Here is a 19,737-nt window from a genome sequence, read left to right on the forward strand (position 1 = left end):
ATTCTTCGGCGCGCCGCCGCGTCGGGCGTCGTGCCTGGGGTTTCTACGACCACCAAAGGGCCAGTGACGGATATTACCGGACATCACCACTTGAGGTACCCAGGTGGTGGGGTGCTATTATAGATACATTCGCGAACGAATGTAAAAGAACGAATCATTCCCGATGAACGGTTCGTCAAGAGCGATTTACGCATGACATCCATATTACAAATCAATACGTTGCGGATCGCGCCCCTTTGTATCTCTTGCCGAATAGTCCTTCGCTTTTCGGGGCTTTTGTTCGCGTAAAGCGCCCTTATTAATCCCTTACCTCACTCCTTACGCCCGAATCCCACCGATCATGGCCCGACGCACGAAAGAGGAAGCGCTGGAGACGCGCAACCGCATTCTCGACGCCGCCGAACACGTCTTTTTTGACAAAGGCGTCTCGCGCACCTCGCTCGCTGACATAGCGCAAGCCGCTGGCGTGACGCGCGGCGCGATCTACTGGCACTTCGAGAACAAGGGCGATCTGTTCACGGCGATGTTCGACCGCGTGATCCTGCCGCTCGACGAACTCAAGGCCGCCTCGGTCGACCCCGGCGAGCCCGATCCGCTCGGCCGCATCAAGGACCTGTGCACGCTTTGCCTGTGCGACACGGCCACCGACGCACGCCGCCGCCGCGTGTTCGAGATCCTGTTTCTGAAGTGCGAGTTCGTCGAGGAAATGGGCCCGGTGATGGCGCGCCATCAGGGCAATATGCGCGAGGGACTGATGCGCATCGAGGAAGGCTTGCGCAACGCGATGTCGAAAGGCCAGTTGCCCGCCGATCTCGACGCGGCGCGCGCCGCGCGCGTGCTGCATTCGTTCATCACGGGCGCGCTGCGCGACATGGCGATCCTGCCCGACGCATTCGACGTGGCGAGCAACGCCGAGCGTCTCGTCGAAGCGGTGTTCGACGCGCTGCGCTTCAGCCCGGCGCTGCGGGCGGCGGCGGGTGTGGCCGGCGCGCCCGGCGAGGCGTGACGGCGCGCGGCTTTTTGCGCGATTTTCTACGCGGACGTTTTCGCTGAGATTGCATGGCGAGAGCGAACCGCGCCGCCCCCTTCTTCCCGTCTCAGAAACTCACGCGGCCACGCGCGCCTTGCGCGCCCGCTGATTCGACAGATAGATATTGTCGCGCGGCAGCGGCGCACTTTCCGCCAGCGCCGCGAGCCACGCATCGGTGCTCGCGACGGCCGCGAAGCGCGACTGCATCACCACGCTGAACACGCGATGAATCTCCGCGGCGCTCGCCGCGCCCGCAGAATTCTCGTACGGCACCGAACCCGTCGCATCCTCCAGAAACTCGACCGCGAGGCCCGCGTGCGCGGCGTCGAAGGCCGTCGAGGCGTCGCAGTTGTGCGTCATGTAGCCGACGATCGTGAGCGTGTCGATGCCGCGCGCGGCCAGCCACGCGCCCAGATCGGTGCCCGCGAACGCGCTCGGCAGCGACTTCTCGACGTAGTGATCGCGCGTGCGCGAGGCCACCACGTCATGCAGATCGGCGCCCACGCTGCCGCGCGCGAACAGCGGCGACTGCGCGGGCGCGAAGTTCTGCACGACGACGACCGGCACGCCCGCGGCGCGCGCGGCGTCCATGGCGCGGCCGATATTCGCGAGCGAGGTGTGGACGTCGGGATATTCGATCGGCAGATCGCCGCTCACATATTCGTTCTGCACGTCGATGACGACGAGCGCGCGGCGCGGTTGTGCGGACATGGTGAGGCCTCCTGATTCGAGCAGGTTTCGGGATGGTTCGGAATGCTTTGGATACGGCGCGGGTTGAAATCGTCCGGCCTGCCGGCGTTCAGACGATGGTGCATTGTTGCGTGGCGGCGCGCACGCGCACAGTGGCCCGAATGACAAGTTTCGCTAGAATCAGGCCAAAATCCCCACCCCGGGCCCCGCCCCGCCGCTAACTGCGAAACGCCCCCGAAAAAGCGAGTCCGCGAATGTCCACCGCCGCCGCCGTCCTGCCCGAGCCTTCCGCGCCATCCGCGCGTCCTCTGACACCCGCCACGCCCGCCGCGCCCGCGCGCCGCATCGCCGTGATCGCCTTCGACCGCATCATTCCGTTCCACCTGTCGGTGCCCTGCATCGTGTTCAGCGAGGACCGCGCCGAAGGCGGCGTGCCGCCGTTCGAGCTGCGCGTGTGCGCGGCGGAAAGCGGTCCGCTCGCCACCACGGCGGGCTTCACGCTCGGCGCGACGCACGGCCTCGACGCGCTCGCCGACGCCGACGTCGTCATCGTGCCGAGCTGGCGCGACACCGAGGAAGCGCCGCCCGAGGCGCTCTGCGACGCCTTGCGCGACGCCCGCGCGCGCGGCGCGGTGCTGGTCGGCCTGTGCCTCGGCGCCTTCGTGCTCGCGCACGCGGGCCTGCTCGACGGCCGTCCGGCCACCACGCACTGGGCCGCCGCCGACGCCTTCGCGCGCCGATTCCCGCGCGTGCGCTTCGACCCGCACGTGCTCTACGTCGACGATGGCGACATCCTCACGTCGGCGGGCACGGCGGCGGGACTCGACTGCTGCCTGCATCTGCTGCGCCGCCTCGCGGGCACCGACGCGGCCAATTACGTGGCGCGCCGTCTCGTGGTGCCGCCGCATCGGCAGGGCAATCAGGCGCAGTACGTGCAGCAGCCCGTCGCGGCGCGCGGACGCGGCGACCGGCTGTCGGGCCTGCTCGACTGGATCCGCGCGAATCTGGACGCGCCGCACACGCTCGACACGCTGGCCGAACGCGCGCTGATGAGCCGCCGCACCTTCACGCGCCAGTTCCGCCTGACGACGGGCGCGACCGTCGGCGCGTGGCTGCTCGGCGAGCGGCTCGCGCGCGCGCAGCAGCTGCTCGAAAGCACCGATCAGCCGATCGACGCCATCGCGCAAGGCGCGGGCTTCGGCTCGGCGGCGTCGCTGCGCCAGCATTTCGTGCAGGCGTTCAGCACCTCGCCGTCGGCGTGGCGGCGCGAGTTTCGGGGGAAGTGAACGGAAAGTAAGCGGTGTGAAACGACGCGGCGTACAAGCACCGCGTCGCCCGCGGGAGGGTCAGCCGCCCGTGAAGAAGCGCGCCACGTAGAGCAGCAGCGCGACGAAGAAGATCATCGCGGCCCACGCCCAACTCGGCATCGCGTGCGGCGCGGGTTCGTGATGCAGCGTGCTCGCGGCGCGGCCCGAGAGCGTGCCGCCCGCGTGCGGCAGCGCGCGCCGTGCGACCGCCGCGAGATTGATCGGCCTCAGGAACACGTGCTGACGGCGCGGTTCCTTGCCGCGCGCGCGGTTCGGCGCACGGCCATGCTTGGCCGCGACCACGGCGCAAAACTCGGTGAAGAACTCGTCGGCGAGGTCGTGCAGCGCGTGCTCGATCTGGCGCGGCGGCAATTCGCCAAGCGGTCCGGTCAGCGTCGCCCACACCGAATAGTCGATGCGCGTGCTCGGCGGCTTGCCCGCGGCCACCTCCTCCTCGCGCAGCGCCACGTCGATCTGGCCGCGCATCGAACCGATGCCGTCGGCGCGCGCGCGAAAACTCAGCACGCGACGCGGCGTCAGCGGCACCGTGGAGACGTCACTGGCGATATGGGCGCGCACCTCGTAGCGCGCGCGTAGCGGCCCGAGTGGCACGGTCAGCGTGAGCGCGTACTCGCCCGCGCCCAGTCGCCGGAACATCTCGCAATGCTCGAGACTCGCGCGCACGAGCGCGGCGTCCTGAAGCGCTTGCCAGACGGCAATCGGCTCGAGCGGAATCCTCAACGCGTCGTTCAGTTCCATGGCGGCTCCCCGGCAGTGGTTCGAGAAGGTCGTGTGTCGTAATCGTAAGAAGCGATGTCGTACGGTGTCTTGCTGTGTCGCTGGGCGCGCGGATCAGGACGTCTGATCGATGCGGTCGACGCGCCCGGCGTCGAAAGCCAGGTAGCCCGCGATCTCGCGCACGGTGTCGGGCGGCGTCTCGTAACTCCAGGCGGCGTCGTCGATGCGGCCGTCCTCGGTGCGCAGATGGTAGTAGACCGCCTCGCCCTTGTGCGGGCACGGCGTCGTGCGCGTGGAGCGTTCGAGGCGCGCCATGTTCACGTCGGCGCGCGGGAAATACCAGGTGTCGATGGCGCCGGTCTCGGAGAGCGTGAGCGCGGCGAGCGTGTCGGCGATCGTGATGCCGCCGTGAATCACGCGCACGCGGTGACGATTTACGACGATCTCGATGCGATGGCCGGCATCCGGTTCGACCGTCATGGTCAGCTCCTGATCGATGGGCGGCGCAGCCAGTGCGGCGCGCGGCCTCTTCCGGCACGGCGTGCCGGTCGTTGTGGATTCCTTCTGGCTCCCTGAGGCTCGCGGCGCGGCGGGCCTTTCGCTTCATTATCGGCCAAACTTCGCGCGCATGCGCGACTTCGCGCACGACGGCGCCGCCAGGCTATGTCGGATGGCGCACATTGGCCTGGCGTCGGCGCAACAGTCGGGACGCCCCGGATTGCGGCGCCGTCATGCCGCTGTCATGGCTCAAGCTTATGCGTCAAGCTCACGCGTCAAGATCATGCCTCAAGCGGCCCGCAACCGCCCCGCCGGGCGCAAAACGGCCCGCGCGGCAGCCGCGCGGGCCGTCTCGCTCACCGCGCCGGACCGTCTGCGGCCGTTACCAGACGAACGCGGCGCGCGCGCTGCCGTTCGAGCCGACGGTCACGGTGCTGGTCTTGTCGACGCCGCTATGGCTCACGTGCACCGTATAGCGGCCCGGGCGCACCCGCACCAGCATGTACGGCCCGCGCGAGGTGGTGTCGAGCACGTTTGCGCCGTGGGCGTCGGTGATCTGCACGCGCACGTCGGCGAGGAACTCGGCGTTGCGGCCCGTGAAGCGCAGCGCCAGCGGCCACGAACGTTGCGCCGCCTGCAGCGCCTTCGACTCGTCCTGGCCGACGCCGCCCGAGACGAACGACACATTGCCCTGTTGCTGCACTTGCGGCATGCCGCCGCCGTTGGTGTTGCCGGCGCTCGTGTCGTCGGTCGACGAGCCGCCGACCGTGGCGTTGCCCTGCGTGCCGCTCATGTCGGCCGTGCCGGCGCTGCCGCCTTGCGGCATGGCCTGCTGCGCCGCCGCATTGCCCGCGTAGCCGAGCGCCAGGGTGGCCGCGAGCGCGGCGGCCGAAAGGACGGGGCGTGCGTTAGGGAACATCTTCATCGTGACGACTCCTTGGAAGTTTCTCCGGTGAGACGGATGGCGCAAGGCGCGTGCCCGTGCGCAGCCTGATCGGCACTAAAACAGGTATAGGGGATCGTCCGATGGTGCGACGGAATGTGTGGCCTAAGCGAGGCCAAAACGTGGCCGAAATGTGGCCAAAATGCGGCCGAAGCGCCGCCAAAACCGCGCGCACAAAAGAAAACTGCCGCCGGGCACAAGCCCCGGCGGCAGTGGAAAAGCGGTCCGGCAATCCCGGTAGACGAAGCGTAAAGCGCGTCGGACCGCTGGAGCGAATCGTGACGTGACGGCGGTTGCGTGGCCTAGCCGAGATCGACCGGCACGAAAATCTGCGCGTCGTCGCGCTGGATCAAGAGCGCGATGCTGTTGCCCGCCTGCGCGATCATCTGCTTGAGCTGGTCGGCGCTGCCCACCGGACGGCCGTTCACCGCGAGGATCACGTCGCCCGGCTGGATGCCCGCGTTTTCCGCCGCGCCGCCCGCCTGTTCGACGAGCAGGCCGTGATCGAGCGAACTGTTGCTCTTTTCCTCCGGCGTGAGCGGACGCACGGCCACGCCGAGGCGCCCTTGCAGCTGCGACTGCGGCGTGTCGTTCGACGCAGTCTTCGTGTCGGAAAGCGTGCCGATGGTCGCGTTCAGATCCTTGGTGGTCTTGTCGCGCCAGATCTGGATATCGGCCTTGGTGCCCGGCTTCATGCCCGCGATCAGCGAGGGCAGATCCGACGAATCGCCGATCTGCTCGCCGTTCACGGCCACGATCACGTCGCCGGGCTTCAGACCCGCCTTCGCGGCCGGGCCGTTCGCGTCCACCGAGCTGACGAGCGCGCCATGCGGTTTTTCCATGCCGAACGAATTGGCGAGCGTCTGGTTCATCGACTGCACCGCGACGCCGAGGCGTCCGCGGCTCACGTGGCCGGTCTTGACGAGGTCGTCCTTGACCTTCATCGCTTCGGTGATCGGGATCGCGAACGACAGGCCCTGGAAGCCGCCCGTCTGCGAGTAGATCATCGAGTTGATGCCAATCACTTCGCCCTGCAGATTAAACAGCGGGCCGCCCGAATTGCCGGGGTTCACCGGCACGTCGGTCTGGATGAACGGCGTGTAGTTCTCGTCGGGCAGCGAGCGCGATTTCGCGCTGATGATGCCCGAGGTCACGGTGTTGTCGAAGCCGTACGGCGAGCCGATCGCCACCACCCACTGGCCGACCTTGCTCTGGCGCGGATCGCCGATCTTCACGGTCGGCAGATCCTTGGCGTCGATCTTGAGCACGGCGACGTCGGACTGCTTGTCCGCGCCCACGACCTTCGCCTTGAACTCGCGCTTGTCGGTGAGCTTGACCGTCACCACGTTCGCGCCGTCCACGACGTGCGCGTTGGTGAGAATGTAGCCGTCCTGGCTGATGATGAAGCCCGAGCCGAGGCTCGTGCTCGGCGTGTCGGGCTGCGCGCCGCCGCCACCACCGCCGTCGCCGCCCATGCCGGGCATGCCGCCGTAGAAGTGCTTGAAGAACTGGTAGAACGGATCGCTCGGATCGATCGGCAACTGCTGCGCGCCGCCGCCACCACCGCCGCGCATCGCCATCTGCTTGACGACGTGCTTCGCGCTGATGTTGACGACGGCCGGGCCGTAGGTTTCGACGAGGCCCGAGAAGTCGGGAATGCCGGTCTTGGCCGCAGCCTCGGCGGGCATCATCGCGGCCTGCGCGGGCGTGATGACCTGCGGCGGCGGCACGTCGCGGCGCCCGGCCACGTAGCCCGCCGACAACGCGACGGCCACGGCGATCGCCACGGCACTGCGGGTAAAGACTTTGGTATTCATAGTGGACTCCTTGCGCGGGATGCTGTCACGACGTAACGAAGGTTAAGCGGCGTCGCTTAAAGGAGTCTTAATTTGGGAACTAATGCGAAAAGCCCCGTGTGGAGGGGCTTTGCGGGCATGCGGTGCGAATAAGGGCGCGTATTGAAAGCTGAACTGAAAGCTAAATCGAAAGCTGAATTAAAGCTTGTTTGAAACTGCCATGCGCGCCCCGCTGCGCCCAAGCGGATTTTGATTGCGCGCGCATCGATCTTCAAGCGATCCGCCAATGCTCAGAAGCGCACGTCGACCTGCAAACCGCCCGCGGGCGAGTCGCCGAGCGCGATGGCCGCGCCGTGCTGATCGGCGATCCGTCTGACGATCGCGAGCCCGAGCCCGGTGCCCGCGACATCGGTGCGCGCGCGGTTCGCACCCGCGCCCACGCGATAGAAACGGTCGAACACGCGCGCGCGTTCGTCGACAGGAATGCCCGGGCCGCTGTCCGCGATACGTACGAGCGGATGGCCGTCGTCGACCAGCAGGCTCACGTCCACGCGGCCGCCCGCAGGCGTGTATTTCGTGGCGTTGTCGAGCAGATTGTTGAACATCACGCGCAGCGCGTCGGCGTCGCCGTCCACGTGCGCATCGGCGCTTTCCTCGATGCCGAGATCCACGCCGCGCTGCTGCGCGAGCGGCGCGTAGTTGAGCACGCAATCGTCGAGCAGCGCGTGCAGATCGACGCTGCGCGCACGCGCATGGCCGTCCGGTTCCGACCGCGCGAGCGCGAGCAGTTGCTCCGCGAGACGCGTGGCGCGCGTGACGCCCGCCTGCAGATCGCCGAGCGCTTCGCGGCGCGTGTCGTCGTCCTTCGCGCGCGCGACCAGCTGCGCCTGGATCTGCACGGCCGCGAGCGGCGTGCGCAATTCGTGCGCGGCATCGGCGACGAAGGCCTTCTGCGTGTCGAGCGCGTGCGCGAGCCGTTCGAGCAGCGCATTGAGCGCGTGCACGAGCGGCATCACTTCACGCGGCAGCCGCTCCTCGGGCAGCGGATCGAGCGCCTCGGGATGACGCGTGTCGAGCGCGCGCGCGACGCGCGACAGCGGCTTGAGGCCGCGCCCCACCACCATCCACACGGCGAGGCCGAGAAACGGCAGCAGCACGATCAGCGGCCACAGCGTGCGCAGCGCGACGTTCGCCGCGAGCCGGTTGCGCACCGAGACGGGCTGCGCGAGCTGCACGACGTTGTCGCCGACGATCGCGCCATAGACGCGCCAGTCGCCGCGATCGGTCTTCTCGGTCGAGAAGCCCAGTTCCGCGCGCGGCGCGAGCGGCGCACGCGGATGCGAGTAGTACATCAGCACGCCGTTGCGATTCCAGATCTGCAGGACGATGCCTTCGGTGCCGGTGTCGCGCGACGACAGAATCTCGTTGAAGGGCTCGGACGGCAGCGCCGAGGCGATTTCCTGCAGCTGGTAGTCGAACAGTTCGTTGGCTTCCGCGAGCGCCTGGCGGTAGATCAGCCAGCCCGCGAGGCTCACGCCCGCGACCACGATCGCGAGCAGCCAGAACAGCAGTTGTCGTCGAATCGAACTCATTGGTGCGCGTGTGTCCTTACGCGTCTTTCGCGATCATGTAGCCGAGGCCGCGCACGTTGCGGATGAGATCGGCGCCGAGCTTCTTGCGCAGCGCGTGGATATAGACCTCGACCGTGTTGCTGCCGATTTCCTCGCCCCAGCCGTACATCTTCTCTTCGAGCTGACTCTTCGAGAGCACCGCGCCGGGCCGCGCGAGCAGCGCTTCGAGCAGCGCGAATTCGCGCGCCGAAAGCGCCACGGGCGCGCCGTCCTGCGTCACCTGGTGGGAGGCCGGATCGAGCGTGATCGAGCCGTGGCGAATGGTGGATTCGCTGCGCCCCGACTGACGGCGGATCAGCGCGCGCATGCGTGCGCCGAGTTCGTCGAGATCGAAGGGCTTGATGAGGTAATCGTCGGCGCCCGCGTCGAGACCCTTCACGCGGTCGGCGATGGCGTCGCGCGCCGTGAGGATCAGCACGGGCAGCGCCGTGCCGCGCGCGCGTAGCGTACGCAGCACGTCGAGGCCGTCGCGCTTGGGCAGCCCGAGATCGAGCAGCATCAGGTCGTAGCTTTCGCCACTCGCGGCCGAGAGCGCGGCTTCGCCGTCCTCGACCCAATCGACCGCAAAGCCCTCGCCGCGTAGCGCCTTGCGCACGCCTTCGGCGATCATGCGGTCATCTTCGACTAGCAGTATGCGCATCGTAGTGAAATAACGGTGCGGCGCGCGCGGCACCGCGTTGCGGGATAACGATGGTGCATTCTAGCGCGGCACCGACAGCGCCACGCCGATGTGGCGTGCGATGGGTTCCCGATTGCGTCGCGATTGCATCCCGATTGTTTGCTGATGGCTCGTCGATCGCTTCCAGCGCGCACGAGGCGCGTTATCTGCTTGCATCTCGCCTGCTTCGTCATTACTTCCCGATGACAAGCGCGCGTATCGCGTTTTTATTGCGCCTTTCGCCCCTGCTTTCATCACTTTTGTCGCCGACGATGCGCGCACGCCGCGCGAGGTCTTTACAATGGGCGCTTTTGCGGCGCGCGGCGCCGCGATGCTGACGCGCTTCCCAGCCCGGCTCGCGCCTGATCGCGCAACCGACGCCGCCGCCGCGTGCATCGCAAACGCTTCGCGCCCTTGAATCCGCGTCCGCGCGCACCCCCGAAGCCGCCTTAGAAGGCGCTCGCCGCGCGCGGCCCTGCACTGCCCGCACTCGCCCAACGCATTTCATGCCGCCCGTTTCGTCGTCCCCGCGCTCTCTTCGCCCCCTTCGCTCCCTGAGCCGCTTCTGGCGCCTGCCGTCGCGCCAGGCTGCCAGCTTCAAGTCCACAAGCACGCCCGCCCGCAAGGCGAGCCGCACGCTGTCGCTCACGCTCGTCTGCGCCGCGCTGAGCGCCGCGTTCTGCGCCGCGCCCGCCGCCTGGGCGCAGCCCACTGAAGCGCGCACGCCGACCGTCAACGTCAGCACCGTGCTGCCGCCTTCGGTGATGGCGGGGCTCGAACGCGCGCACGTGCCGCTTTCGTCGGTGAGCGTGGTGATCGAAAAAGTCGGCGACCGTCAGCCGAGCCTGGCCGTCAACGCCGGCCAGCCGATGATGCCCGCCTCGACCATGAAGCTCGTCACCACCTGGAGCGGCCTCGCGATGCTGGGCGCCGACTACCGCTGGAAGACCTCGGCCTACACCGACGGCGACGTCGACGCGAGCGGCACGCTGCACGGCAATCTCTACATCAAGGGCACCGGCGATCCGAAGCTCGTGCCCGAAGAACTGATCGACCTCGTGCAGAAGATCCGCGCGGCGGGCATCACGCGCATCGACGGCGCGCTCGTGCTCGACAAGAGCGAGTTCGATCCGTCCACGCGCGACCTGCCCTCGTTCGACGGCGACGAAAGCGCGCCCTACAACGTCGGCCCCGATCCGCTGATGTACGCGTTCAAATCGGTGTCCTTCACGTTCTCGCCGTCGCGCGAAGGCGTGTCGATCGACGTGGTGCCGCCGGTCGCGCAATGGCAGATCGACAACCAGATCCACGAGCGCCCCGGCGCGTGCCGCGGCATCTTGCCGAGCCCGCAGGTCACGCCCGGCGCGAACGGCGTGGTCACCGCGAGCTTCGACGGCAGCTACGCGATGCGCTGCGGCGCGCGCACGCTCAACATGGCCGCGCCCGTCGATCACTCGACCTTCTTCGCCGACGGCTTCCTCGCGCTCTGGCAACAGGCGGGCGGCAGCTTCGCGGGCACGACGCACGAAGGCGTGGTCCCGCCGCGCGCGCGCCTGCTGGCCGTGCACCAGAGCCCGCCGCTCGGCGACGTCGTGCACGACATCAACAAATTCAGCAACAACGTGATGGCGCGCAATCTGTTCCTCACGCTCGGCGCTGTCGAGGGCAAGCCGCCTTCAACCACGGCGAAGGCCGCCTCGGCCGTGACGAACTTCCTGCACCGCAACGGCCTCTCGATGCCGGAACTCGTGCTCGACAACGGCTGCGGCCTGTCGCGCGAGGAGCACATCAGCGCGCTCTCGCTCGCGAACCTGTTGCAGACGGCGAACGCGAGCCCGGTCGCGCAGGTCTTCATCGACTCGCTGCCGGTGGCGGGCGTCGACGGCACGATGCGCAACCGCCTCACCAACGCGGGCGTGGGCGGCAACGCGCACATCAAGACCGGCACGCTGCGCGACGTGCGCGCGATCGCGGGCTACGTGGCCGCCGAGAACGGTTCGAGCTGGATCGTCGTGAGCCTGATCAACGATCCGCGCGCGGAAGGCGCGCGCGCCGCTCACGATGCGCTGCTCGAATGGGTCTACAAGGGCATGCCCGAGGAGCACCCGGTGTATGTCGATCCGCATCCGCGCAAGGCGACGAAGGCGTCGCGCGCGGGCCACGCCGTGAGAGGCGTGAAGGTCGAGCGCGTCAGCGAAACGGTTGGCCGCAAGACGTCGGAGAAGGTCTCGGAAAAGGCGCCCGCGAAGGCTTCGGCGAAAGCGCCCGCGAAGACGTCGGCCAAAGCGTCCGGCAAGGCCGCGAAGAAGCACCACGCCGCGCAATAAGCGTGAGCTGAGCGCGCATCGAGCGCGCGCGGACGGCGCGCCGCCACGGCGTTCCGTCCGCTGTCCTGAGCACTTCTCTGAGCGCTTTCCCGAGCGCTCGCGCAACGTTCGCACACCGCGCGCGCAAGCGGGCCGCAGCGCGGCTCGCACCACCGTTCGCCACGTTGCGCCCCGTTTTCCTGCTCGCAAAAGCCGCCCTCAACGCACGCCGCGACGGCCTGCGGCATCCTCGTATCTCCCGTTGCGACACTCACCGCCCGCGCCCCGCGCGGCGGCCTGCCTCGAAGATTTCCTCTAGCAAAGCCCCGAGCGTCGCGCGTCGCACGCGTGTACCCTGACGGGCAAAGTCCGGTAGCGCGTCAGTTGATGCGTCGCGCACCGGCGGCCGCGCGTACGCCCTCTTGCACCGGGAAGGGACCGCGACGGCTCTCTGGAGACGAGACACACAACAACGCGGCGCCAGCGCCGCACACGGGACCTGGAGGACGACGTTCGTGCAGTTCGACGCACAATGGCTGCTGCTCGCGCTCGCGCCCGTGTTTCTCGCCTGCATCGGCTGGGAAGCCTGGCATCTCGCCCGCTCGCGCCCCGGCGCGGCCCTCTACAGTTGGCCCGACACGCTCTGCAACGCCGCGCTCGCGCTCATGCACCAGGGCGCCGACAAGCTCGCGTGGCTCGTCGCGATTCCCGTCTACGCGTGGGTCTGGCGCCACGGGCGACTGACAGACTGGCATCCCGGCTGGCTCGCCTGGCTCGTGCTGTTCGTCGCGCAGGACCTGCTCTACTACGTGTTTCACCGCGCGAGCCATCGCGTGCGCTGGCTGTGGGCCGCGCACGTCGTCCATCATTCGTCGGGACGCCTCAATCTTTCCACCGCCTTCCGCCAGAGCCTGATGTATCCCGTCGCGGGCATGTGGATTTTCTGGATCCCGCTCGCCGTGATCGGCTTCACGCCGATGCAGATCGTCAGCATCGTGCTCGTCAATCTCGCGTTCCAGTTCTTCGTGCATACGCAGGCCATCGGGAAACTCGGCTGGCTCGAATACGTGTTCAACACGCCGTCGATGCATCGCGTCCATCACGCGCGCAACGAGCGCTATATCGACCGCAATTACGCCGGCGTGCTGGCGATCTGGGATCGGCTGTTCGGCAGCTACGTCGAGGAAGATGCGCACGAGCCGCCCGTCTACGGCATCGTCAAGCCGCTCGACACCGATAACCCGCTGAAGGCGAGCTTTCACGAATGGATCGCGATGGCGCGCGACTGCGCGCGCATGCCGGACTGGCGCACGCGGCTTGCTGCGCTGTTCGCGCCGCCCGACTGGTGCGCGCGCCACGATCTTGTGCTCGCCGCGCAAAGCGCCGCGATGGACCGCACCAGCGGGCGTGAGCGCGAGCCGCGCGAGCCTTAGGAGATTGCGCAGGCTGCCGGACAGGGAACGGGGAACGAAGCACAGAAGCCAGATTCGACCGGCAGTTTGCATTGAAGCAGTGGCCATCAAGCCACAAAACACGGAGATGAAGTGAATATGAAGCACCAAGGAACGAGACACCGTACGCTGCTGCGCGCCACCCAGATCGCTCTCGCGAGCGCCGCTTTCGCCCTGCTCGCCGCGTGCGGCGGCGGCGGTGGCGACGACAACAGCAGCAGCGCGAGCACGACGCCGGCGGGCGGCGTGAAACTGCAGGTCGTGTCGTTCGGCGACAGCCTCTCCGACGTCGGCACCTACTCGCCGCAAATCCTGCCGGGCTTCGGCGGCGGCAAGTTCACGACGAACCCGGGCGAGATCTGGGTGCAGAAGATCGCGGAATACTACGGCGGCACCATCACGCCGGCCTACGAAGGCGGCTTCGGCCTGCCGCTCACGGCCACTGGCGGCCTGGGCTACGCGCAGGGCGGCTCGGACGTCAGCGCGGCCTTCCCCGAAGGCGAAGGCTGGGCGGCGAACAACGCGGCAGCGACGACCGTGCCGGTCGAGACGCAGGTGAGCAACTACCTGAGCACCTACAAGAGCTTCAACGACGGCCAGCTCGTGCTGATCAACGGCGGCGCGAACGACATCTTCCAGTACGCAACGACGGCGAATCTGACGGCGCTGGCCACGGCGCTGCAAACCGACTACCCGACCTACGTCGCGGCCGGCAAGCTGCCGAACACGCAGGCGGGCCAGGTGCAGTACATCGCCGCCTACCTGCAGAAGAACAACGCGCAGGTCTACCAGGCGGCCGTCGCGATGGTCACGCAGATTCAGACCATCCTGCAGGCGGGCGGCAAGCACGTCGTCTTCATGACCGTGCCCGATATCGGCCAGACGCCGCTCGGCGTGGCCGCGAACGCGAAGTCGGCCGGCGCGGCCGCGCTGCTGACCGGCATCACGGCGGCGTACAACGGCATCGTCGAGACGGCGCTCGCCTCGGCGCTCAGCTCGAACGCGGTGATCCTCGCCGATGCGTTCACGTGGCTCGACACCGTCGTGCTGCCGAACGCCCAGGCGAATGGCTTCACGGTCACCAACACCGGCACGGCCTGTAACCTGACGCTGATGGCGCAGAACGCCACGGCCTACGCGCAGAAGTATCCGCAAGTGCTGCAAAACGGCATGACGGCCGCGGAGTACGGCGAGCAATTCCAGTCGTCGCTGTTCTGCTCGCCGCAGAGCTACACGGTGGCGAACGCGGACCAGACCTATGTGTTCGCCGACACGGTCCACCCGAGCACGCACACGCATGCGCTGTTCGCGCAATACGTCGAGCAGACGATTGCGAGCAAGGGGCTTGGGAAGTAAGTTCGCCGCCCTGCATTGTTTGAGGGCGAAAAAAAGCCCGGCCTGGAAAGCCGGGCTTTTTGTTTGGGGAGCGAGCGTTATGCGCTACACCCACCCTACTCCTGCGCCTCAAACGCCGCCGCCGCGCGCCCGAGCCGATCATTCACAGCGATCCACTCGATCGTTTCCGGCAGCTTCTCGATCAGAATGCGCGTGACATTCGCCCGATCGAGCGCGCGCAGCAGGCCATACAACTCGCGCGCATACGCCTGCGGTTCTTCCGGCGCGGCCACGAAATGCACGTTGGCCGTCTGCGCCCAGGCACCCGCACGCGAAGCCCGCGCCACCAGCGCGACCGTCTCGCCCGCGTCGCGCGCGGCCGCGAGCTGCGGCTCCAGCGCCTCGAACGGCTGCAGCGCCAGCGGCGTGCGCGGCGCGTAGTGCGCCTTGAGCGTGCCCGAGGCGCGCGGCGCCGTGGCGTCCGAACCATCGGGCAGACGCGGCGCCTCGCCGAGCACGCGCGCGATATCGTGCGGGCTCACGTGGCCCGGACGCAGCAGCGCCGGGAAGCCGCGCGACAGATCGAGAATCGTCGATTCGATGCCCACGTCGCACGCGCCGCCGTCGAGCACATGCACCGCCGCGCCGAACTCGTCGCGCACGTGCTGCGCCGTGGTCGGGCTCACATGGCCGAAGCGGTTCGCCGACGGCGCCGCGACGCCGCCATGTCCGCCCCGCCGCGCCGAAAACGCGGCCAGCAGCTTCTGCGCGACCGGATGCGACGGGCAGCGCAGCCCCACCGAATCCTGGCCGCCGCTCACCGCATCGGGAATGCGCGCGTGGCGCTTGACGATCAGCGTGAGCGGGCCGGGCCAGAACGCATCGACGAGCTTTTGCGCGGCTTCCGGCCATTCGGCGGCCCAATACTGCGGATCGCCGCCCGGCGGCAGATGCACGATCACCGGATGGTTGGCGGGACGCCCCTTCGCGGCGTAGATGCGCGCGACGGCTTCGGGACTCGCCGCATCGCCGCCGAGGCCGTAGACGGTCTCGGTCGGAAACGCGACCAGTTCGCCCGCATCGAGCAGCGTGGCGGCGTGCTCGATATCGGCATCGGTCAATGTCGAAACCGCGGAAGAAGCGGCGGAATGCGGCTGATCGGACATGATGCGCGGCGTCCTCAGCTCGTGACGATATGCAGCAGACGCGCGCAATCGCGTGCGGCCGTGCGGGCTTCGTCGAGCGTCGGCGCGGTGAAGTTCACGTGGCCCATCTTGCGGCCCGGACGCGCGTCTTCCTTGCCGTACAGATGCAGGCGCGCGGCGGGCATCGCCGCGACCTGGTCCCACGGCGGCGTGACGGGCGCGGCGCCCTTCTGCGCCTTCGCCTCGCCGGCGCCGGCCGGGAACCACACATCGCCGAGAATATTGAGCATCACGGCCGGCGAGTGCTGGCGCGTGTCGCCGAGCGGCATGCCCGTCATCGCGCGCACCTGCTGCTCGAACTGGCTCGTCGCGCAGGCATCGGTCGTGTAGTGGCCGGAGTTGTGCGGACGCGGCGCCATTTCGTTGGCGACCAGCGAACCGTCTTCGAGGATGAAGAACTCCACGCACAGCACGCCCACGTAGCCGAGCTTCGCCGCGATCTGCAGCGCTGCCTGCTGCGCCTGCTTGACGAGCGCCTCGCTCGCGTCGGGCGCGGGCACGATCGTGTGCGACAGCACGCCGTTGCGGTGCGTGTTCTGCGCGAGCGGATAGACCACGGCCGCGCCGTTCGCGCCACGCGCGATCAGCGCGCTGACTTCGAACTTGAGCGGCAGACGCTTTTCGAGCACGCACGGCACGCCGCCGAGCGACGCATGCGCCTCGCGCACTTCGTCGGCATTCGTCACGCGGATCTGGCCCTTACCGTCGTAGCCCATGCGCGCCGTTTTCAGGATGCCGGGGAGCACGGCGGCGATCGTCGCGTCGTCGATACCGGCGAGCGCCTGCGACGACTCGATCACCACGTGCGGCGCGACCGGCACGCCCGACGCCGCGATAAAGCGTTTCTCGGCGATGCGGTCCTGCGCGACGGCCACGCAGCGTCCGGCCGGGCTCACGAAGGTCGATTTGGCGAGCGCGTCGAGGCTCGCGGCGGGCACGTTCTCGAACTCAGTCGAGATCGCGGCGCACAGGCGCGCGAGTTCGGTCAGCGCGGCTTCGTCGTCGTAGGCCGCGCAAATATGGCGATCGGCGACCGCGCCTGCGGGGCTGGTCGCGTCCGGGTCGAGCACGGCGACGCGATAGCCCATCGCCTGAGCGGCAAAGCAGAACATGCGGCCGAGCTGGCCGCCACCCACCATGCCCAGCCAAGCGCCGGGCAGGATCGGTGAAACCGGAGAATTGTCAGGAGTCATCTTCGTGGTCGGTCGCGGCTGGCCGCGGCGCGTGGGGTACGTCGCGCGGTCCAGTCCGGGGGTTTAACGTCGAAGGCCGGACGCGATGCCGGCCTTCGACGGTGTCACTTCAGGCGGCGCCCGATGGAGCAACAAGACTTCAAATGACGTCAAATCACATCGATCTGCGCCAATTTCAGCACTTAAGGCACGGCGCTCAGAGCGCCGGCAGCACCATCGCATGCGCCGCTTCGTTCTGGCGCACGCGGAACGCCGCGAGCTTGTTCGCGTATTCCGGGTCGGTCACGCTCAGCATCGAGATGGCGAACAGCGCCGCATTGGCCGCGCCCGCCTCGCCGATGGCGAAGGTCGCGACCGGCACGCCCTTGGGCATCTGCACGATCGAATGGAGCGAGTCCACGCCCTTCAGATACTTGCTGACCGCCGGCACGCCGAGCACGGGCACCGTGGTCTTGGCCGCCAGCATGCCCGGCAGATGCGCCGCGCCGCCCGCGCCCGCGATGATCGCGCGCAGGCCGCGCTCGCGCGCTTTCTCCGCGTACTCGAACATCTCGTCGGGCATGCGGTGCGCCGAGACGACCTTGGCTTCGTACGCCACGCCGAACTCCTGCAGGATCGCGACCGCGTGCTTCATCGTTTCCCAGTCGGAGCTGGAACCCATCAACACGCCGACGAGGGGTGCCGCATGCTGGTGAGCCGTCTGAACTTCGCTCATTGTGCTTCCTTCTTCCTTCTATTCACTGCGATGGCGGCCTCAAGCGACTGCCATCCGCGTACATCAGCCTTAGGCCTCAGGCCAGCTTCTGGCCCGTGAGGCGCTCGAGCGCTTCCTGATACTTGGCCGAGGTCTTTTCGACGACGTCTTCCGGCAGCTTCGGCGCCGGCGGCTCCTTCGCCCAATCCTGGGTTTCGAGCCAGTCGCGCACGAACTGCTTGTCGAACGACGGCGGGTTCGAGCCCACCTGATACTGGTCGGCGGGCCAGAAGCGCGACGAGTCGGCCGTGAGCGCCTCGTCCATCAGGAACAGCTGGCCGTGGTTATCCAGACCGAATTCGAACTTGGTGTCGGCGATGATGATGCCGCGCGTCGCCGCGTAGTCGGCGGCTTCCTTGTACAGCTTGATGGAGATCTCTTTGATCGTGCGCGAGAGTTCGGTGCCGATGCGGCGCTCCATCTCGTCGTACGTGATGTTCTCGTCGTGATGGCCCATTTCGGCCTTCGCGGCGGGCGTGAAGATCGGCTCGGGCAGCTTCTGCGCGTTTTGCAGGCCCGGCGGCAGCTCGACGCCGCACACGGCGCCCGTTGCCTGATAGTCCTTCCAGCCGCTGCCGGCCAGATAGCCGCGCACCACGGCTTCGACGAGGATCGGCTCAAGGCGCTTCACCACCACGGCGCGGCCCTTGACCTGCTCGACTTCGTCGGCGGCCACCACGGTTTCGGGCGCGACGCCCGTGAGGTGGTTCGGCACGACGTGCTTGAGCTTCTCGAACCAGAAGTCGGCCATCTGGTTGAGCACCTCGCCCTTGCGCGGAATCGGCTCGCCCATGATGACGTCGAACGCCGACAGACGGTCGGTGGTGACGATCAGCAGCTTGTCGTCGCCCACGGCGTAGTTGTCGCGGACCTTGCCGCGGCCCAGAAGCGGCAGCGAGCGGAGCGTGGATTCGTAGAGGGTAGACATCGTCGTGATTCGCTAAAAGAACAATCGAAACGGAAGCGGGACCGGCGCGGACGGCCGGAATCCGGAAAGTAATGCGAGGGTAAACTAAAAACCGCTAAAAAGCTCATCGCCGTTCCCCCGAAACTGGCGGAAACGGCGACGTTGCAACTCGCTGCGGGCGCGCGCCGGACTGGCCGGCGCGCCCCGCGCGACCACCGCTTAGCGGACGATCTGCGCGAGTTCGCCCGACTTGTACTTCGCGGCGATCGCATCCAGCGAGACCGGCTTGATCTTGCCAGCCTGGCCTTCGCAGCCGAACGCGAGGAAGCGGTCCACGCAAACCTTCTTCGCGGCTTCGCGAGCCGGCTTCAGGTAGTCGCGCGGGTCGAACTTCGACGGATTTTCGTACATATAGCGACGGATCGCGCCCGTGATCGCCAGACGCAGGTCGGTGTCGATGTTGATCTTGCGAACGCCGTGACGAATGCCTTCCTGGATCTCCTCCACCGGCACGCCGTACGTTTCCTTCATGTCGCCGCCGAATTCGCGGATCTCGGCCAGCAGTTCCTGCGGCACCGACGACGAACCGTGCATCACGAGGTGCGTGTTCGGAATGCGCGCGTGGATTTCCTTGATGCGCTGGATCGACAGGATGTCGCCCGTGGGCTTCTTGGAGAACTTGTACGCGCCATGCGAGGTGCCGATGGCGATCGCCAGCGCGTCGCACTGCGTGAGCTTCACGAAGTCGGCGGCCTGCTCCGGATCGGTCAGGAGCTGCTCGCGCGTCATCGTGCCTTCGGCGCCGTGACCGTCTTCCTTGTCGCCCTTCATGGTTTCCAGCGAACCGAGCACGCCCAGTTCCGCTTCCACCGTGACGCCGATCGAGTGCGCCATTTCCACGACTTTACGCGACACATCGACGTTGTATTCGTACGATGCAACCGTCTTGCCGTCGGCTTCGAGCGAGCCGTCCATCATCACGCTGGTGAAACCGCTGCGGATCGCTGCCATGCAGACCGCCGGCGACTGGCCGTGATCCTGGTGCATCACGACCGGAATATGCGGAAACGACTCGACCGCGGCTTCGATCAGGTGACGCAGGAACGGTTCGCCCGCGTATTTGCGCGCGCCTGCCGAGGCTTGCATGATCACCGGCGAGCCGACCTGGTTCGCCGCTTCCATGATCGCCTGAACCTGCTCCAGGTTGTTCACGTTGAACGCCGGCAAGCCGTAGCCGTTCTCGGCCGCGTGGTCGAGCAGTTGACGCATTGAAACGAGAGGCATTGTGCTACTCC

At 67.6% G+C, this 19,737-nt stretch carries 17 protein-coding genes; 5 read left to right on the forward strand and 12 right to left on the reverse strand.

Annotated elements, in window-relative coordinates:
• Positions 1-340: 340 nt before the first annotated feature.
• Positions 341-1,006 (forward strand): TetR family transcriptional regulator, encoded by a 666-nt coding sequence (locus LDO54_RS33605; protein WP_224016412.1) that lies wholly within the window; start codon positions 341-343, stop codon positions 1,004-1,006.
• Between the two features lie 99 nt (positions 1,007-1,105).
• Here LDO54_RS33605 and LDO54_RS33610 read toward each other — a convergent pair whose 3' ends face one another.
• Positions 1,106-1,741, reverse strand: coding sequence for a cysteine hydrolase family protein (locus LDO54_RS33610; protein ID WP_224016414.1), 636 nt, complete (start codon positions 1,739-1,741; stop codon positions 1,106-1,108).
• A 233-nt stretch (positions 1,742-1,974) separates the two neighbouring features.
• Here LDO54_RS33610 and LDO54_RS33615 point away from each other — a divergent pair, with 233 nt between their 5' ends.
• Positions 1,975-3,006: a helix-turn-helix domain-containing protein gene (locus tag LDO54_RS33615; protein WP_224016416.1), complete on the forward strand. Its 1,032-nt coding sequence runs from the start codon at positions 1,975-1,977 to the stop codon at positions 3,004-3,006.
• A 60-nt stretch (positions 3,007-3,066) separates the two neighbouring features.
• On the opposite strand, the gene LDO54_RS33620 is transcribed toward LDO54_RS33615, so the two are convergent.
• The 6 genes from LDO54_RS33620 to LDO54_RS33645 form a co-directional block, all read right to left on the reverse strand.
• A complete protein-coding gene (locus LDO54_RS33620; RefSeq protein ID WP_224016418.1) occupies positions 3,067-3,786 on the reverse strand; it encodes a CoxG family protein in 720 nt (239 codons plus the stop codon).
• Between the two features lie 93 nt (positions 3,787-3,879).
• Positions 3,880-4,245: a DUF427 domain-containing protein gene (locus tag LDO54_RS33625; protein ID WP_224016420.1), complete on the reverse strand. Its 366-nt coding sequence runs from the start codon at positions 4,243-4,245 to the stop codon at positions 3,880-3,882.
• 400 nt (positions 4,246-4,645) lie between these two features.
• Entirely contained in the window at positions 4,646-5,188 is a 543-nt protein-coding gene (locus tag LDO54_RS33630) for a carboxypeptidase regulatory-like domain-containing protein (protein ID WP_224016422.1), read from the reverse strand.
• Positions 5,189-5,508: 320 nt separating this feature from the next.
• Entirely contained in the window at positions 5,509-7,023 is a 1,515-nt protein-coding gene (locus LDO54_RS33635) for a DegQ family serine endoprotease (RefSeq protein ID WP_224016424.1), read from the reverse strand.
• A 269-nt stretch (positions 7,024-7,292) separates the two neighbouring features.
• Positions 7,293-8,594 carry an ATP-binding protein gene (locus LDO54_RS33640; RefSeq protein ID WP_224016426.1) on the reverse strand — a complete coding sequence of 434 codons (1,302 nt, stop codon included), beginning with the start codon at positions 8,592-8,594 and terminating at the stop codon, positions 7,293-7,295.
• A gap of 16 nt (positions 8,595-8,610) precedes the next feature.
• Positions 8,611-9,273, reverse strand: a complete 663-nt coding sequence (locus LDO54_RS33645) for a response regulator (protein WP_224016428.1) — start codon at positions 9,271-9,273, stop codon at positions 8,611-8,613.
• Positions 9,274-9,797: 524 nt separating this feature from the next.
• On the opposite strand from LDO54_RS33645, the gene dacB reads away from it, so the two are divergent.
• The 3 genes from dacB (at position 9,798) to LDO54_RS33660 (ending at position 14,404) form a co-directional block, all read left to right on the forward strand.
• Positions 9,798-11,618, forward strand: a complete 1,821-nt coding sequence (gene dacB / locus LDO54_RS33650; protein ID WP_224016430.1) for a D-alanyl-D-alanine carboxypeptidase/D-alanyl-D-alanine endopeptidase — start codon at positions 9,798-9,800, stop codon at positions 11,616-11,618.
• Between the two features lie 494 nt (positions 11,619-12,112).
• A complete protein-coding gene (locus LDO54_RS33655) occupies positions 12,113-13,030 on the forward strand; it encodes a sterol desaturase family protein (protein ID WP_224016432.1) in 918 nt (305 codons plus the stop codon).
• A 117-nt stretch (positions 13,031-13,147) separates the two neighbouring features.
• Complete coding sequence (locus tag LDO54_RS33660) at positions 13,148-14,404, forward strand: SGNH/GDSL hydrolase family protein (protein WP_224016434.1); 1,257 nt, start codon at positions 13,148-13,150, stop codon at positions 14,402-14,404.
• Positions 14,405-14,499: 95 nt separating this feature from the next.
• On the opposite strand, the gene LDO54_RS33665 is transcribed toward LDO54_RS33660, so the two are convergent.
• From LDO54_RS33665 to fba, 5 genes are all read right to left on the reverse strand, one after another.
• Positions 14,500-15,549, reverse strand: coding sequence for an L-threonylcarbamoyladenylate synthase (locus LDO54_RS33665; protein ID WP_224016437.1), 1,050 nt, complete (start codon positions 15,547-15,549; stop codon positions 14,500-14,502).
• Positions 15,550-15,563: 14 nt separating this feature from the next.
• Positions 15,564-16,781, reverse strand: a complete 1,218-nt coding sequence (locus LDO54_RS33670) for a 5-(carboxyamino)imidazole ribonucleotide synthase (RefSeq protein ID WP_224016441.1) — start codon at positions 16,779-16,781, stop codon at positions 15,564-15,566.
• Between the two features lie 196 nt (positions 16,782-16,977).
• Positions 16,978-17,496 (reverse strand): 5-(carboxyamino)imidazole ribonucleotide mutase, encoded by a 519-nt coding sequence (gene purE, locus LDO54_RS33675; protein ID WP_224016444.1) that lies wholly within the window; start codon positions 17,494-17,496, stop codon positions 16,978-16,980.
• 76 nt (positions 17,497-17,572) lie between these two features.
• Positions 17,573-18,463: a phosphoribosylaminoimidazolesuccinocarboxamide synthase gene (locus tag LDO54_RS33680; RefSeq protein ID WP_224016447.1), complete on the reverse strand. Its 891-nt coding sequence runs from the start codon at positions 18,461-18,463 to the stop codon at positions 17,573-17,575.
• 198 nt (positions 18,464-18,661) lie between these two features.
• On the reverse strand, positions 18,662-19,726 hold the full coding sequence (fba, locus tag LDO54_RS33685; protein ID WP_224016449.1) for a class II fructose-bisphosphate aldolase: 1,065 nt from the start codon (positions 19,724-19,726) through the stop codon (positions 18,662-18,664).
• Between the last annotated feature and the right edge of the window lie 11 nt (positions 19,727-19,737).

The organism is Paraburkholderia tropica (assembly GCF_914484835.1).
Taxonomy (GTDB): domain Bacteria; phylum Pseudomonadota; class Gammaproteobacteria; order Burkholderiales; family Burkholderiaceae; genus Paraburkholderia; species Paraburkholderia tropica_A.